Below are 15,942 nucleotides of genomic sequence, written 5' to 3'. Positions count from 1 at the left end.
ATCATACACAGTAGAAATTGTCAGAGATATAGATTACTTTATAAGACATGATAAGCATGAAAAAACTCAAGCTATGTTCGAGTCTAAGGAACTCTATGAAACAATTATGTCTCGTTCAAAAAGTGAAATAGAAAAAGTAAGAAAAAATAAAAAAGAAAATTTTTGGATGAATCCTGGTACAGTAAAATTATCGACAATTCATAGTTTTAAAGGTTGGGAAATACACACACTTGTTTTAATTATTGAAGATTATGATGAAAATAGTGACAGCACATTCTCAATGGATGAATTAATATACACAGGAATAACAAGATGTAGACATAATCTGATTGTTGTAAATTTAGGAAACTTAAAATATCACGTTTTTTTCAATGAAGTTATTGAAGTTGATTGAAACCAAACCCCCTAAACTGCTTCCCTACGATAGCGAAATTATTTTATTTAATATTTTACAAATGTTGGGTTGAACGCAGTGAAACCCAACCTACAGGTTAATGAGTATAATGAGCTAACAGCAATCATTATTTGTATCAACTTATGCTAAAAACAGTTGAAGGGTTTTATCGAGATGGGCAGATTCAATTAAGTGAATTACCCCAAGACATTAGTAATACCCAGGTGCTTGTAACCTTTCTCGATCCCGACAAAATTGACCCAGTTAAGTTACGCCAATTGATTGAACAGTTGGAAACAATAGCGGGAATTCAACAATGTTGGGTTGAACGCAGTGAAACCCAAGCTACAGGTTAAAAGGCGATCGCACTGAAGATTGTTAGAATATAATGATAATAATTGTGCAGAATCAAGATTATGTTACCACAACCTCTATCCAATCTCAGCATTGAACAATTAAAAGGCCTAGTTATTTCTATTGTTGATGAAAGACTGAGCCAACATCAAGTTATACAAAAAACTCCCAATCAACAGCAATTGCAAGAAATATTTAACTCGATTGACTCTCATATTTGGAATCCCCCTTCCTCTGCACCTTCTACCTTACAACTCTTACAGGAGGAGCGTCATCAATAATGAATAATTATATTATTGATGCGAGTATTGTAATTCAGCGATTTATTCAGCAAGAATATACTCCACAAGTCAGAATGCTTTTTAATCGTCTCTTGAAAGGAGATCGGTTTTACATTCCTGAATTTTGCTTACTAGAATGTACAAATGTCATCTGGAAACAAGTCAGATTTTATGGACTTCCAGAAGAACAAGCACAATTACTGATTCTGGATTTACAATCTATCCCTTTTAATATAGCTTCTGTTAATTACTTACTCTCTTCTGCATTAGATATTGGGTTAACTCATCAATTGGCTATTTATGATTCTCTATATATTGCTTTGGCATTGCAGTTAGATTATCCTTTAATTACGGTTGATGATCGCCAACTTAATGCTGCGATTAATTGCGGTGTTACACTGATTCCGATTACAGACTTTACTGAATAGAATAACTGCTAATTTTTGTTTGTTAGTTTTGAGATTGTTGTTCACTGGCTACTTCTAACCACGCTTCGATCGCCTTTTTAACCATTTCCATTAAATGTTCGTAACTCTCACCCCAAGTATGACAACCCGGTAACGCAGGAACACTCGCACACCAAACGTTATCTTCTTGCCAAACAATCACTTTAATTTTCATATCATTATTTTTTTTGGTTAATTTTAATTGATTTTATCACAATTAATCTGAATTGGCTTATCGTTTAAAACTGTTGGGTTGAACGCAGTGAAACCCAACCTACAGGTTAATGAATGCGATCGCGCTGAACATTGTTAGACTATAATGATAATAACCGTGCAGAATAAAGATCATCTTACCACAACCTCTATCCAATCTCAGCATTGAACAATTAAAAACTCTAGTTATTTCCATGTTTACAACCATTTTATGAATTAATCTACAGCATTTATATTGATCGTTATTGGTAAAAACTTATGAAAATACACAATAATCTCTATGAACAAGACTTTTACCTGTGGACACAAAAAACGGCTCAACAGTTGAAGGAAAATCAATTCAATGAGGTAGATATTCCGAATTTAATTGAAGAAGTTGAAAGTATGGGTAGAAGTGAGAAACGAGAATTAAAAAGTCGTTTGATTATACTGTTAATGCACCTGCTAAAATGGCATTATCAGCCTGAAAAACGTAATGAAAGTTGGCGCAGTACCATCACAGAACAACGGATTTGTATTGAAGAATTACTAGAAGATAGTCCGAGTTTGAAACCTCTGCTTTCAGAAGTATTTGAGGACTGTTATCAAAAAGCACGTTTCAAAGCATCGGATGAAACCAAAATTAAATTAATTTTTTTTCCAAAAGAATCACCTTTCACTCTTGAGGAAACCTTAGAATCTAATATTATTAACGAATAAAACCAATTGTCATTGAAATTAAAAGTTTTTTAGGCTGTTATCCCATGCGATCAGAAGATATTATCTTAGCGTTTTTCCATCGGAAGAACGGAAATTTACCGAGTTTACAACGGTTTAATAGGTAGACTGTTAACTCAAATAGGTGCGATCGCACTTCTAAACCTCAGAAACGCGATCGCAGATTGCTAAATTTATTGCTATAACTAAATCTAATCTTGTATTTCTTCTGATTGAGAATCAAAAGCGAGGGTAAAGGAAGCTTTCGGGAGAACCTGTTTCAAATGTTGTAAGTGACCCTCGGCATTAGACCGACTGCGGAATCGACCTATGACTGTACGTTCTAAGTTGGGAAGTAAACGAGTGATTGTCCAGGGATTCAGACGATCTCGATAGGAGACTGCTGAAGACTTTGAGGTAGAATTATTCTCTGGCATGATCAAATTATCCCTAAAATTTTTAAACTTGGACATTTATGACATCCGGAGATGAAAATCGTTTCTGCCCTTCTTATAGCATTAAATACTGATAAATATAAAATGTCAAGGGTTAAGAATTAATAGTCAAAATTAAAATAACATTTTATGCCCTTTGAATGATATAATTGATCAGGTGACTTTTCCGAAAAATCATATATAGCAGAAGTCAGGAGACAGGAGACAGGAGACAGAATTGAAACCTTTATCATCAAAGGATTTGACAGAAAAACAGTGTCCTAATCAAAGGCTTCGACTGCTATAATATCGTTAAATATTTGCTATAACTGCTTTACCGATTAACTAAATCAAGAATCGCTGTAATTAAACGATCCGGTTCAACAGGCTTACAAATATGTTGGCTAAACCCAGCAGCAATGGCTTTATGAAAATCACTTTCTCCCGCATAAGCCGTTAATGCGATCGCAGGCATTTGTTGGTCTGATCTATTCTTATACAAAGATCGAACTTGCTTCATTAACTGATAACCATCCATTCCCGGCATCCCAATATCACTAACTAAAATATCGGGAGTCGAACGCATAAACGCTTTCAGGGCTTCTATTGCAGAATCAACAGCAATCACCGTTGCACCCGCTTGTTTTAACATTAAAGTGAGAAAATCTCGGGTATCCGCTTCATCCTCAGCAATTAAAATCCGAATTCCCTGCAAGCACTTAGGGTTGAAAGACTCAGCATCTAGAGTTTGGTCATTTTTGGCAGATTCGCCGTTTTGAGGAATCAGGGGAAACTTGACAATAAAAGTAGCTCCCTGTCCTTCACCGGGACTATCCGCTTGCACTGTTCCGCCGTGCATTTCGGTAATATAACGAACTATAGCCAATCCTAAGCCCAGTCCGCCAAACTTGCGCGTCGTCGTTCCATCTTCCTGACGAAAATATTCAAAGACATGAGGTAAAAATTCAGGACTAATTCCCTTACCTGCATCTTTGACGCGAATTTGAGCCTCAGTCCCGACTTGTTCTAACCAGATATCTACTTTGGCACCAATCGAACTAAATTTAACGCTATTGGAGAGCAAATTCCAGACAATTTGTTGTAAACGCCCCGCATCACCGAGAACTTGTCCGACTTGAGGATAGAGGTGAGTTTTAATCTCAATGGACTTCGCTTCGGCAGCCAGACGAACAGTTTCCACAGCCGAGATGATCACAATTCTCAGATCAACCGATGAGCGATTTAAGTTCAGCTTACCGCGTAAAATCCGAGAAACATCTAACAAATCATCAATCAACTGCACTTGTAGCTTGACATTGCGCTCAATCGTTGTCAAGGCTTGATGGAGGATTTTGTCATCCACCTTTTGACGCTGAAGCAAATTCGCCCAACCCAGAATCGGATTTAACGGCGATCGCAATTCGTGAGACAAAACCGCCAAAAATTCATCTTTGATGCGGTTAGCGGCCTCTGCTTCTTCTCTAGCGGCGCGTTCACGGGCGAGAAGTTGGTCTCGTTCGGCTTCGGCTCGTTTGCGATCGCTAATATCAGCCGTCGAACCAACAACCCGAACTAACTCACCTTTGCGATCGCGAAGAATATACCCTCGATCCCAAACATCAACCCAATGTCCATCCTCATGGCGAACTCGATATTCAAAACTATAGCGATCAAAGCCATTGTCTATATTTGACAACATCTGAGGTTGAATCACTAAACGATCCTCGGGGTGCATCCGTTCACTCCACCAATCTCGATCTTGAGGAACCTCTTCCGGGCCTAGACCAATCAGTTGACGCAAACCTTCCGATCGATAGACGTGGTTGGTTTGCAGATCCCAGTCATAGACAATCCCTGTTACCGCCCGAGTCGCTAACCGGAACCGTTCTTCACTGGCTTGTAGGGCTTCTTCAGCGCGTTTGCGTTCCGTCATATCCAAAAACGCTCCAATCACTCCCCGCACTTGTCCATTGTCATCTCGCAACGGCACCGCTTTACCGTAGATATAACGAACCTCCCCAGAATCAAAAATAAATTCTAATTCCCCTTCGACTTCCTCACCTGTTCGTCCGGCTTTCTGCATGGGTAACTCCTGGGGGGGAATATTTTTGCCATTAATTTGTTGCTTGAAAGGTAGAGGGTTTTTTCCATCAGCCGGAGTCGCTGTTGGCACTGAACCGGGAAACATCCGCATCAGTTCATAAGCCGTTAAGTTGGCGCTCATCTGATGACAGTGGCGATCATGGGCTATCCAAATAGCCGCCGGAACCGCTTCCATCAAGGCTTCGAGTTCTTCTGCTCTAGCTCGGGCGTTGGCTTCACTTAAACGTAACGCCACTTCTGCTTGTTTGCGATCGCTAATATTGCTAAAGGAAACTGCTACCCCATCTTCTAATTTAACCGCCATATTGTGAAACCAACCTGTAATCCCATCGGCATCGTAGAAAAGCTCAATATCGTCAGGTTCACCTGTTTCAACAACTTCAACATAACGTTTAAACAAATTAAAGTGGAACTGGTTTCCGGGTAAAACCTCTAAAAGTCGTTGACCGAGGAGATCTTCTGCGGGACGTTTGAGGGCTTCTGCGGCTTTGGGATTAACGTAAATCCATTCAAAGTCAATGATCTCTCCGGTTTTATCCCGTATACTTTTGAGGATGGTAAACGCATACAGTGATAACTCTTGAGCGACGCGAAATTGTTGTTCACTGCGTCGCAGAGCCGCTTCAACTTGTTTGGCTGGGGTAATATCTTCAGCAATCCTAGCAACCCGACGAATTACACCCTGTTCATTGTAAATGGGAAACGAGCGATCGCGAATCCAACGAACGGAACCATCGGAACGAACAATGCGATATTCTTGACTAAATTGACCTTCAACAGCCTGTTCAAAAAAGGCGAGTCTAACGCGCTCTTGATCTTCAGGATGAATCGTCTCTAACCAGTCATAGGGATTATTGCAAAGGCTTTGCAGGGAATTTCCCCAGATGCGTTCATAGGCAGGACTGACATAAAGAATTTTAATCTCCTGCATATCCATGATCCAGAAAACATCCTCGATATTTTCCGCCAATTGCCGAAATCGTTCTTCACTCTGACGGAGTGCCACTTCTGATCGCTTGCGATGGTCTACATCGGTGATCGTCCCGACCCATTCTCGGATCGAACCATCGGAGTTAAACAATGGGATTCCCTTGGCTTCAAAGTAGCGATATTTCTGGGTTGCAGTATTCCAGATCCGTCCTTCAGACTGATACAGGGTTTTGCTATCTCGTGCTTGTATCCACAGGGATTTGACTCGCTCTTGGTCATCCGAATGAATCGCTTGTAACCAGCCCCAGTTTTGATGTTCACTCCAGCTTTGTCCGGTGTAGGTTTCCCAGGCGGGCTGAGGCTGAATAAATTGACCTTCGGGGTCAGCGATCCAAACTATCGAACTGAGAATGGAGACAAGCGAACGATAGCGTTGTTCGCTCAAACGAAGGGCTTCTTCGGTTTGCTTTAAGGTGGTAATGTCTGTAATCAGGCCATAAAATCCTGTTACCGTACCATCACTGGCAATATTGGGAATATATTGACGACGAACATAGCGGGGGCCGCCATCTTTAAAGGGCATCAAGAGTTCAACCGTTACGGGTTCTCCAGCGAGTGCGGACTCGACGTCAGGACGCATGAACTGATAGGCGGTTTCCCCAATAAATTCAGCAAGATCCTGACCGATAATGTTTTCGGGGAGATGCCCAAACCAATCAGAATAAGCCCGATTAACAAAGCGATACCGTTGATCGCGATCAACGTAGGCGATTAAAGCCGGAACTGCATCGGTAATTAAGCGCAGTTCTTCTTCTCGTTGTTTTAAGGCGGCTTCGGCTTGTTTTCGTTCGGTAATATCTTCTGCAATTCCGGCGACTCGGCGAATTTGACCGTCTTCTTCGGGAATGGGAAAACCGCGATCGCGTATCCACCGAATAGAACCATCGGCACGAATCACCCGAAATTCAACCGCACATCGACCGGTTTTAACCTGTTCGGTAAAGGCGGCTTCAGCTTTTGAACGATCTTCGGGATGGATCATTTCCATCCATTCATAGGGATTTGCATAAAGACTTTCACAGGAATATCCCCAGAGTGTTTCATAGGCGGGACTAACGTAGAGAACTTTGTAGTCTTGCATTTGGGCGATCCAGAAGACATCTTCAACATTTTCTGCCATCTGTCGAAATCGTTCTTCGCTGGTTTGTAGGGCTTCTTGGGTCTGTTGGCGTTCGCTAATATCTCGAACAAAGGCTTGCCAGCGGCCATCGGGTAATATTTTGGTACTGATTTCAACGGGAACGATAGTGCCATCTTTTCTAATCAGCGTCCATTCTTCGACGTGGGTATTCCCCAGCAGTAAGGATTGTTTGACGGCTTCGAGTCGAGGTTGATCTTTGGGGGGAATAATCTCTAGGATTTGCTTACCAATCAGTTCTTCTCGTGAATAACCGAGTAAGTTACAGGCGTTGTTATTCACATCGATATAGGTGCCTTGGAGATCGGCGATTAATACAGCATCGGGTGCCTGTTCGATCAGGGCGCGAAATCGTTCTTCACCCCGTCTCAGCGCCAGTTCTGCTTGCCGTTGATAGGTAATATCTCGAAACACAACAACGGCTGCTAAAATCTCTCCTTGTTGATCTCGAATCGGGCTAGAATTCACATCAATAATGATGCGCTGACCATCTGCTCGGTGAATTTCGATTTCTTCGCCTAAAACCACTTCGCCTGTCCGTAGCGATCGCGCGAGGGGATATTCATCAGGACGATAAGGCTGTCCATTGGGATGAAAACCTTCAAAGGTGACGTCTTGATCGTAGGCTTCTAACTGCCATTCTAGGGCGTAGGAGTAGCCCAGTATCTCTTCGACTTGTTGGTTCGCCAGGACTAATTCTTCGGTTTCAGCATCCGCGATTAGGACTCCGGCTGGCATTTGCTGTAAGATGGCTCTCATCCGGGAGCGTTCGGTTTCTAGCTGTTGGAGAAGTTGCTCTCGTTCGGCTTCGGCTTGTTTGCGTTCGTGGATGTCTGTGGTGATGCCTATCCATTTTATGATGTTTCCGCTTTCGTCTTTGAGGGGAACCGCACGACCCATAAACCAACGATAAACCCCGTCATGGCGGCGATAACGAAATTCCGCTTCAAAAGCTGTTCCTTGTTGTTTGGCTTGATCCCAGGCTTCTTGTAAGTAGGGATAGTCATCGGGATGGTTTATCTGTTGTAAGCCTTTTTTATTCAGTTCTTCTAGGGTTAAACCGGTGTATTCTATCCAGCGTGAGTTAACAAAATCAGTTTGTCCTTTACTATCACAAGACCAGATAAAGTCGGGGACTGCATCACTGAGAGTTCGATAGAGGTTTTCGCTGGTTCGCAGCACATCTTCTGCTTGTTTTAAGTTAGTAATATCTCGGGATAACGCCAGAATTTGTTCGACTTTTCCTTGGCTTCCAAAGATGGGAGTGATCAACACATCCCACCATTTCGGTTTACCTGTTTGAGTCGGACGATAGCCTTGAAAGCGACTGGTTTTTCCTATTCGTGCTTGAGTTAGGGCTATTTCTGCTTTTTCGCGATCGCCATCAGGCCAAAATTCCACCCAAGGTTGATGTAAATAGGGTTCAATATTATTGATTTCTAACAGGTATTGTCCGCCGGAGTTCATCAACAGCAGTCGCCCTTCTAAGTCGAGAACTTTGATAGAGTCCATGCTGCTTTCGATAATCCGACGGTTAAATTCTTCACTCGAACGCAGTTGGGATTCGATTTGTTTGCGTTTGCTAATATCTCTAAAATAAATAGAAATTCCTTCGGGTGAGGGACAGGCGTTGATTTCTAAATAGCGATTAAGCACCGGCGAAAAGATTTCTAAATGCAGGGGGGTTTGTTCTCTCATGGCTAGACGCAATTGTTGGGTTGCGGGATGTTCTGCATCGGCATCAAATACGTCTTTCCAGAGTTCTTTCCCCAGCAATTCTTCGCGAGTATATCCCAACAAACGAGCGGCTTCTTGATTAATGTAGGTATAACGCCAATTTCGATCTAAGGCAACAAAAGCATCAGTAATTCGTTCTAATATATTGTAACTTTGATTGAACTGAGGTTGGCTAAGGGTTTGAGAGGTTGTTTCTATCAGGGTTCCCAATACTCCGGCGACTTCACCCGTTTGACCCAAAATCGGACTATAAGAGATGTTAAAATAACGCTGTTTTTGTTGACTGAATAATTGTGAATTAAATTGTTTATTTTCCCGCAAAATTGCTTGTCTAGTTTCTAAAATCTGTTGTATATCTGAAGCGATTTCCTGGCTCATTTCCGACCAACAAGAATTCAACGGTTGACCCAAGGTAGAGAGAGGCAGAATTTTACCCCAAATTGAATAATAGGCATCATTGTAGAGTAAAATCCGTTCATTTCCCCAGAGGATAAACTGAGGATGACAGGTATTTAAAACAAGATTTAAAATCGTTTTGAGCTGTACAGACCATTGTTCAACAGCACCCAGGGGAGTTGGCGACCAATTCTGCGATCGGATTATTTTTCCGATTTCACCTCCAGCTTGAAATGGATCGGGTGATGTTGCTTTCACGGTCTTTTTTCCTCCACTGATGAAGCAGAACCCATAGATTTTTTTGTGTTTCTAGGCTAAGTTTTGAGTCAAAAAACAGGTGGTCAGTGAGTCCAGATTAAACTGATATTTTAGCTTGACGCTATCCTGCTATTGCTCTAGTTTAACAATAAATATAACGCGAATTCCAAGGGTTGACTAGATCTATTTTTTCCGATATTAACTCTTTCAGGCAAAATCCGCAGATCCGAGGCAAATGTTTTCGGCTGGAGATGGAGTTGGTGTCTTCTGTTAATTGGTGTAACGAGGGATATCTAATCGGTGACAGGGGTACTGAAATTTGGGTAGATTGTCTATTCTAGCTTAAGATGAGCCAGGGGTTAGATATCTCTATCTTGAGATAGATTCAGGCGATTGGATTTTTCAGTAAAAAAGGTGCGCTCACGTTTTAAAATGAAATGGAGCTGATGCTGTGTAGAGTGCTAGATTAAATGATGTCTCAACCCAATGAAAATCAGGATGACGTTTTCTCTAAACCTGTGAAGAAATTTTCTCAAATTGAAAGTGATGAGTTTTTCTCAGAAATTGCAGCGACACCTCCTGAATATCGGCCACATCTATTAAAGATGATTCGCCTATTTCGTGAAAGTGTGACGCTGAATTTACAGGTTTCCCAACGGCATGAACCCGACACCAAGACTACAGCTATTTTAACAGAAAATTTCGCTCCTGCTCCACCTGTTAAAAAAACGCAAGAAACTCGAAAAGATTCATCACAAATGGAGGAAGTCACCCTTTATACGGATGGGGCTTGTTTGGGAAATCCGGGGCCTGGTGGTTATGGTATTGTATTAATTCAGGGAGAGGATCGACAGGAATTATCAGGGGGTTTTCAGTTAACAACCAATAACCGCATGGAGATGATGGCGGCGATTGTTGGACTCCAAGCTTTAGAGACAAAAAGTAGAGTCACGCTGTATAGTGATTCAAAATATGTGATTGATGCGATCGAAAAAGGTTGGGCTAAACGCTGGAAAGCCAATGGCTGGAAACGCAATAGCAAAGAATGGGCGATGAATCCTGATCTTTGGGAACAGTTATTACAACTTTGTTCACAGCATGAGGTAAAATTGGTTTGGGTGAAAGGTCATGCGGGAAATCTAGAAAATGAATGCTGCGATCGCCTCGCAGTTCGAGCCTCTCAACAAAGAAATTTACCGCCAGATTTAGGCTATGAAAATCCTGCGATGCAGCAAATCTCTTTGTTTTAAAGGTGCTAATTTGGCTTCAGACAATATTCCAGAAAGTTTTCAGGATATAAAGTCAGTTCACCGGATAAAAAGCCTGAGAGTGGAACCCAAAGTGCGAGATTTTCGCGTTTTCCTTCTTTAAAAGTGAGTTGTTCGATCTGATAAAATTTCGGATCAGCAAAGTCACATTTATAGAGTTGAATGATTTCATGTCCGGGTTTATCTTTGTAGACAAAGAGACTTTCTAAGCAGCCTAAATACTGAATATTGGTTAGGGCTGCTTGAATTTCTTCTAAAAATTCTCGTTGTAAAGCGTCTCGACTCTGTTCTCCAAACTCTACACCGCCCCCTAAAGCCCGATAAAAGGTTTCTTGCTTGATAGGATCATAGCCTTGGGATAAAAACAAGCGGTTTTGATCTTGAATTAATCCTAAAGCTAATACCCGAATTTTCTTCCCCATAATTCACCCAATCCCTTTGAATTATTTTGCGGTTAATGCTCGATTTAGACGGTTAGTTATAGTCTGCAAACGTTGAATTTTTGTAATCTTCATCAACTGGCCAATCTTCATTTTGTCCCCCAATAATTAATTCTTCAATGGTGACGTATTCTTTACTCAGTTGTTGGAAAGCATTAATCAAAATATCGAGGGAAAAAGAGTCAGTGGTTCCTAAGTCAAACCAACATCTCACCCAAAGTCCTTGATATTCTATTTCCCCCATATTGTGCATGAGTGCCATCATGCTACTCTCGCTGCTATCTGTATCATAGGTCATGTAGTTGAGATCGACTCCACACTCTTGAACTTGCAGATTTTCTGCATTAAATCCTCCCAATTTTCCTAAGAGAAACCAGGAATCAAAAACTTCTTCAATATATTGGCGTTCAGTCATGGAGGGAACGGTACTAAATCTCAGCCAAATCCACAAATCAAAGGGATTACATTCGCGAAATAGAATATCCATAGAATTGCTCGTTGATGGGGTTTACAAGGAGGGCATTTGCTCAGGAACAGGCCCCCACGGGCTATTTATTGATCTGATTGTATCTCGCATTGGATCACAAGCACGACTTTGATTATCAATGCGGTTGAGAGTCTTACATTGTTCGTAAAAGATTTGAGCAACAATGGTTTTCGGGAGTTGTTGGGGTTGGGCTAAAGCGGCTTGAAAGTTGTTTTTGGCTTCTGTTAAGGTTAAGGTATTATTGTTATTTCGTCGAGCAATAGAAGAGAGAAGTTGTGCTTTAATATAGAGAACTTCGGGATTATTCGGCACTTCTTCTATCGCTTTATTAATAAACTCTAAGGCTTTTTCATGTTGATCTAAATCCCGATAAGCTAAAGCCAGACCTCGATAGGCAAGATGACGGGGACTGCCATGTTGTTCGAGTTTTTGGATAGCGGATTGAGGATCAGAAAACGGCAGATTGAGAGCTAAAAATATATCCATATAGCCGCGAATTAAATTCAGTTCTGGGTCAGTTGAATCGACTTGAGCTGCGGCATCCATATGTTTGAAAACATCCTGAAGCAGATTTAGGGCAACGGGCGCACCTTTGAACGTGCCTTCTGTGGATAAAATATAAGCCCCGTCTAGAAAGTAAGCGATCGCAATATAAAGATTACTTCGCACTAAATCGCGACTTTGTAAGGCTTTTGCGGCGGTCATGGTTTGGCTCGAATAGGTTTTTAAACCCTGCCAATCTTGCTGTTGATAAGCTAAAGAAGCCAGCAAGGCATAAATCATCGGTTCGTCTGATTCTTCCGACTTTGCTTGTTCGAGATACCATTGGGCATCTTGATAGTTTCCCCGTTCAAACATTGCCTTAAAAGCGGCTTCTGTATTCTCTCCAATTTGTCGGGCTTTATCTCCCTCACGAAAGGGATCGGCTGCTAAAACTGGACTATTCCAAAAACTGAGGGCGATGAGTGTCGCTGTAGCAGTGATAGCACTGATGCTTTGCCAAGTTGTTGTTAAGGATTTTCGGAAAGATTTTGAAGACATGAGCATCTATTTTTGAGCGATTACAAGAGTTTAAGAATAGATTGTTGACGTTAGGAGAAAAGGACAGGTTCCACAAAACGGGCGAGCAGATGTTATGATTTTGAGTAGCTGTGTATAACGGTTTACGAACTTTGAAAGTTTAGCTTTTTTCCCTGATGCTTTATCTCAAAAATATACTTTATCATCCTCCTGCTAGTTCGGTGCCGATTCTCAAAGATGTATGTTTGGAACTTGCGCCACAACAAATGGGGTTAATTGTCGGTCGTAGTGGTTCCGGTAAAAGTACACTTCTTGAAATTTTAGCGGGTTTAGCTGAAAAAACAAGGGGAGAAATTTGCTGGCGAGATCAGGAGTTAACTGCTGAACACTTACAACAGTTAGCAGGTTTGGTGTTTCAGTTTCCGGAAAGACATTTTTGCGGGGGAACCGTTTTGGAGGAGTTGCGCCTGGGACACCCCGAGTTAGGATTAGAACAGGTTAATAATGCTTTGAACGAGGTGGGTTTGGGTCATTTGTCTCTACAAAATCCGCCCCATTCGTTGAGTGGAGGACAGCAACGACGCTTGGCTTTGGCGGTACAATTGATTCGTCAACCGCATTTGTTGATGTTGGATGAACCGACAGCCGGATTAGATTGGTCAATGCGCCAACAGTTGGTGAGTTTGTTAGGGAAGTTAAAAAACCATTGGACGTTGTTGGTTGTTACGCACGATGCGGCGGATTTAATGGGAGTGGCGGATCGCTGTTGGACGTTGAATCATGGAGATTTACAAGTGATTGATCCGGCTACTTGTTGAATGAATTTAGGCGAATGTTTGTTGAGAGAATTTTTGTAGTTGAAAGGACGATGAACGAGACTGAAAGGCCGATGATTTTAGAGATGACTTCCGTTTGGCAAGAAACGTTAAATTGGCAACCGACGGCAGTCCAGCAACAGCTATTTCAACGTCTTTATGAGGGAATATTGGCGGGAAATGAATCTTTGAATTTAACTCGGATTACTGAATATGATGCTTTTTGGGAAAAACACTTATGGGATTCTCTAGCGGGAATTGCACCGTTTTTTAGGGGAGAATGGGATTTTTCAGCCTCGACTGTTGAGGTGATTGATATTGGAACAGGTGCAGGTTTTCCGGGTTTACCTGTGGCGATTGCGGTTGCCGAAAGTTCGGTCATGTTGTTAGATAGTACCCGCAAAAAAATTACGTTTTTAGAATCATTAATTGAGACTTTAGAGGTCAAAAATGCCAGAGGATTCGTCGGTCGTGCTGAACAGGTTAATCAACAATTAAAGTTCAAAAGAAAGTATCATTTAGCTTTAGTTCGTGCAGTAGCAACGGCTTCAGTTTGTGCAGAATATGCTTTACCTTTTTGTACTCAAGGCGGTCGAGTTGTTTTGTACCGAGGACATTGGACGGTTGAAGAAGAAAAAGCGTTACAATTGGTGGTCAAGAATTTAGGCGGTGAAATTGAATCAATTCGCCAGTTTACAACACCCTTAACTGAGAGTATTAGACATTGTATTGATTTGAAGAAGTTGTCAGAATGAAGCTTGAACCCACACCGAAACTGAACCGGCATTACAGCGAAATTCTCCCCAACCGTATTCATTTGTATAAACTGGTTCTTTGATGTGTTCCGTTACATCATAAAATTGGGTATTGGGTTTACCGACTTTCATCCATTGTTGACCCTGAGAAGCGTTACTGAGAATGACAGCCATCGCTTGTGGATGAGTTTGATCACCGAGTCTTGTCCAACCAATGAAATCGGGATGATTAAAATAATCTTCTTGATCACCATAGGCAAAATGTTGACGAGCGTATAACAATTTATCAATAATCCAACGGTGAGTATTCATCCAAATTTCATAGCCTTTATCGAAATAATGAGCGCCATAATAATCCGCATAAAAAATACAAGGACAACCTTCTTGTCGCAGTAGAATAATGGCATAAGCTAAGGGTTTAAACCAGGGTTCGACAACAGATTGTAATGCTTGTAAAGGTTGAGAAGCATGATTTTCTACAAATGTAACGGCTAGAGCGGGTTGTTGTTGCATCAGTGTTCCATTTAAAATGGTTCGCATATCATAGTAACCTCCGCTTTGGCTAGCCCGATGAAAATTGTAGTGTAAAGGAACATCAAATAATGACATTTTTCCCTGGGTTTTACTAATATATTCATGTAGGGCTTCTACATTGTTTTCCCAGTATTCCCCGACTGTAAATAATTCTCGACCTGTGTATTCACGTAGAAAATTTAACCAATCGACAAAAAAGCTAGAACTAATGTGTTTAATCGCATCTAACCGAAAGCCATCAACGCCAGTTGTTTCTAATATCCATTTTCCCCAATGGTACAGTTCTTGACGCACTTCTTCGTTGGAGGTATCGAGATCACAAGCCATCAAAAAATCATAATTTCCATGACGTGGATCAACCTGGGTTTCAAAGGTTTTATCTTTAAGGCGATAAATCGTTTGATCATTCCAGTTAGACGCATTATGATTAACCGCATCAAAATGCCACCAGCGCCATTTTAAGCTAGAATATTTGTCTTGGCGACCGGGAAATTTAAAATGGCTGTAAATTTGAATGGTTCGGGTGTGACCCATATCAACATTTCGGTTATTCCAAGCCACAGGAACAGCTTCGACAAATTCGGGATCATCGGCTGCATTTTTATGTTTAAAAACCACATCAGCGTAAATTTGAATTCCCGCATGATGAGCGGCTTGAATAGCGGCTAGATATTGTTCACGAGTACCATATCGGGTGCGAATGGCTCCTTTTTGATCAAATTCACCCAAATCAAATAAATCGTATGTACTATAACCGACGTCATTCCAAGCCCGTTCGGGTTCAGTCAGGTTACAACCTTTGTAGGCGGGAGGTAGCCAAAGAGCCGTAATTCCAGCATCGGCGAGTTCTTTTGCTCGGTTTTTGATTTCATTCCACAGGCTTAAACTCGGATCGATATACCAGTGGAAATACTGCATGATAGTACCGTTAATTTTACTCATTTTGATGAGATCCTGGCAGAACGTATGAATGCGAGTCTGTTGATGATACCATTAGAAAGTTGGAAGTGAGTTGTCTGGATTTTTTGAGTGACAAAGGAAAAATTGACCGTTAGTGCGGTATGATTATAATAGCAACAATATTCTGAAGCCCAAAAAGAAAGTGATATCTTAGGTACAATTTCTACTCAAAACGGATCGAGTTTTTGATGGAATACCCGATCCGCACGTTGCGGTTATAGAG

General features: G+C 41.4%; 15 protein-coding genes. 8 read left to right on the top strand and 7 right to left on the bottom strand.

The window, feature by feature from the left end:
• The 4 genes from WN50_RS30220 to WN50_RS30205 form a co-directional block, all read left to right on the top strand.
• A partial coding sequence (locus WN50_RS30220; RefSeq protein WP_200906391.1) for a DEAD/DEAH box helicase occupies window positions 1–394 on the top strand: 394 nt, incomplete at its 5' end.
• 143 nt (window positions 395–537) lie between these two features.
• Window positions 538–750: a hypothetical protein gene (locus WN50_RS30215; protein ID WP_046277529.1), complete on the top strand. Its 213-nt coding sequence runs from the start codon at window positions 538–540 to the stop codon at window positions 748–750.
• A gap of 60 nt (window positions 751–810) precedes the next feature.
• On the top strand, window positions 811–1,029 hold the full coding sequence (locus tag WN50_RS30210; RefSeq protein WP_046277528.1) for a hypothetical protein: 219 nt from the start codon (window positions 811–813) through the stop codon (window positions 1,027–1,029).
• Complete coding sequence (locus tag WN50_RS30205; RefSeq protein ID WP_046277527.1) at window positions 1,029–1,457, top strand: type II toxin-antitoxin system VapC family toxin; 429 nt, start codon at window positions 1,029–1,031, stop codon at window positions 1,455–1,457. The genes WN50_RS30210 and WN50_RS30205 overlap by 1 nt, the downstream gene beginning before the upstream one ends.
• A 22-nt stretch (window positions 1,458–1,479) precedes the next feature.
• Here the strand turns inward: WN50_RS30205 and WN50_RS33065 are convergent, their stop codons facing one another.
• On the bottom strand, window positions 1,480–1,650 hold the full coding sequence (locus WN50_RS33065; RefSeq protein ID WP_072075667.1) for a type II toxin-antitoxin system HicB family antitoxin: 171 nt from the start codon (window positions 1,648–1,650) through the stop codon (window positions 1,480–1,482).
• A gap of 296 nt (window positions 1,651–1,946) precedes the next feature.
• Here WN50_RS33065 and WN50_RS30200 point away from each other — a divergent pair, with 296 nt between their 5' ends.
• Window positions 1,947–2,387, top strand: coding sequence for a DUF29 domain-containing protein (locus WN50_RS30200; protein ID WP_046277526.1), 441 nt, complete (start codon window positions 1,947–1,949; stop codon window positions 2,385–2,387).
• Window positions 2,388–2,596: 209 nt separating this feature from the next.
• On the opposite strand, the gene WN50_RS30195 is transcribed toward WN50_RS30200, so the two are convergent.
• On the bottom strand, window positions 2,597–2,821 hold the full coding sequence (locus WN50_RS30195; RefSeq protein ID WP_046277531.1) for a hypothetical protein: 225 nt from the start codon (window positions 2,819–2,821) through the stop codon (window positions 2,597–2,599).
• 331 nt (window positions 2,822–3,152) lie between these two features.
• Window positions 3,153–9,440, bottom strand: coding sequence for a PAS domain S-box protein (locus tag WN50_RS33620; RefSeq protein WP_049561237.1), 6,288 nt, complete (start codon window positions 9,438–9,440; stop codon window positions 3,153–3,155).
• 470 nt (window positions 9,441–9,910) lie between these two features.
• Between WN50_RS33620 and rnhA the strand changes: the two genes are divergently transcribed.
• A complete protein-coding gene (gene rnhA, locus WN50_RS35595; RefSeq protein ID WP_235441134.1) occupies window positions 9,911–10,690 on the top strand; it encodes a ribonuclease HI in 780 nt (259 codons plus the stop codon).
• 5 nt (window positions 10,691–10,695) lie between these two features.
• On the opposite strand, the gene WN50_RS30180 is transcribed toward rnhA, so the two are convergent.
• The 3 genes from WN50_RS30180 to WN50_RS30170 are packed head-to-tail and all read right to left on the bottom strand — an operon-like array spanning window position 10,696 to window position 12,676.
• The gene (locus WN50_RS30180) at window positions 10,696–11,130 is read right to left on the bottom strand and encodes an NUDIX hydrolase (protein ID WP_046281280.1); all 435 of its coding nucleotides are present in this window, start codon (window positions 11,128–11,130) and stop codon (window positions 10,696–10,698) included.
• A 52-nt stretch (window positions 11,131–11,182) separates the two neighbouring features.
• Window positions 11,183–11,635, bottom strand: a complete 453-nt coding sequence (locus WN50_RS30175) for a DUF3531 family protein (RefSeq protein ID WP_046281279.1) — start codon at window positions 11,633–11,635, stop codon at window positions 11,183–11,185.
• A gap of 21 nt (window positions 11,636–11,656) precedes the next feature.
• The gene (locus tag WN50_RS30170; RefSeq protein ID WP_046281278.1) at window positions 11,657–12,676 is read right to left on the bottom strand and encodes a Sll0314/Alr1548 family TPR repeat-containing protein; all 1,020 of its coding nucleotides are present in this window, start codon (window positions 12,674–12,676) and stop codon (window positions 11,657–11,659) included.
• 155 nt (window positions 12,677–12,831) lie between these two features.
• Here WN50_RS30170 and WN50_RS30165 point away from each other — a divergent pair, with 155 nt between their 5' ends.
• Window positions 12,832–13,473 (top strand): ABC transporter ATP-binding protein, encoded by a 642-nt coding sequence (locus tag WN50_RS30165; RefSeq protein ID WP_046281277.1) that lies wholly within the window; start codon window positions 12,832–12,834, stop codon window positions 13,471–13,473.
• A gap of 50 nt (window positions 13,474–13,523) precedes the next feature.
• Window positions 13,524–14,225, top strand: coding sequence for a 16S rRNA (guanine(527)-N(7))-methyltransferase RsmG (gene rsmG / locus WN50_RS30160; protein ID WP_046281276.1), 702 nt, complete (start codon window positions 13,524–13,526; stop codon window positions 14,223–14,225).
• On the opposite strand, the gene WN50_RS30155 is transcribed toward rsmG, so the two are convergent.
• Window positions 14,217–15,701, bottom strand: coding sequence for an alpha-amylase (locus WN50_RS30155; protein WP_046281275.1), 1,485 nt, complete (start codon window positions 15,699–15,701; stop codon window positions 14,217–14,219). The two genes, rsmG and WN50_RS30155, sit on opposite strands and share 9 nt — an antisense overlap.
• Window positions 15,702–15,942 lie beyond the last annotated feature (241 nt).

The sequence above is a fragment of the Limnoraphis robusta CS-951 genome (assembly GCF_000972705.2).
The sequence above is the reverse complement of the archived record's forward strand: the minus strand, read 5'-3'. Positions and strand labels throughout refer to the sequence as shown.

Bases quoted from the DNA above. Each gene is read 5' to 3' on its own strand.
- WN50_RS30215 (WP_046277529.1), top strand. From the start codon at position 538: ATGCTAAAAACAGTTGAAGGGTTTTATCGAGATGGGCAGATTCAATTA.
- WN50_RS30210 (WP_046277528.1), top strand. From the start codon at position 811: ATGTTACCACAACCTCTATCCAATCTCAGCATTGAACAATTAAAAGGC.
- WN50_RS30205 (WP_046277527.1), top strand. From the start codon at position 1,029: ATGAATAATTATATTATTGATGCGAGTATTGTAATTCAGCGATTTATT.
- WN50_RS33065 (WP_072075667.1), bottom strand. From the start codon at position 1,650: ATGAAAATTAAAGTGATTGTTTGGCAAGAAGATAACGTTTGGTGTGCG.
- WN50_RS30200 (WP_046277526.1), top strand. From the start codon at position 1,947: ATGAAAATACACAATAATCTCTATGAACAAGACTTTTACCTGTGGACA.
- WN50_RS30195 (WP_046277531.1), bottom strand. From the start codon at position 2,821: ATGCCAGAGAATAATTCTACCTCAAAGTCTTCAGCAGTCTCCTATCGA.
- rnhA (WP_235441134.1), top strand. From the start codon at position 9,911: ATGATGTCTCAACCCAATGAAAATCAGGATGACGTTTTCTCTAAACCT.
- WN50_RS30180 (WP_046281280.1), bottom strand. From the start codon at position 11,130: ATGGGGAAGAAAATTCGGGTATTAGCTTTAGGATTAATTCAAGATCAA.
- WN50_RS30175 (WP_046281279.1), bottom strand. From the start codon at position 11,635: ATGGATATTCTATTTCGCGAATGTAATCCCTTTGATTTGTGGATTTGG.
- WN50_RS30170 (WP_046281278.1), bottom strand. From the start codon at position 12,676: ATGTCTTCAAAATCTTTCCGAAAATCCTTAACAACAACTTGGCAAAGC.
- WN50_RS30165 (WP_046281277.1), top strand. From the start codon at position 12,832: ATGCTTTATCTCAAAAATATACTTTATCATCCTCCTGCTAGTTCGGTG.
- rsmG (WP_046281276.1), top strand. From the start codon at position 13,524: ATGAACGAGACTGAAAGGCCGATGATTTTAGAGATGACTTCCGTTTGG.
- WN50_RS30155 (WP_046281275.1), bottom strand. From the start codon at position 15,701: ATGAGTAAAATTAACGGTACTATCATGCAGTATTTCCACTGGTATATC.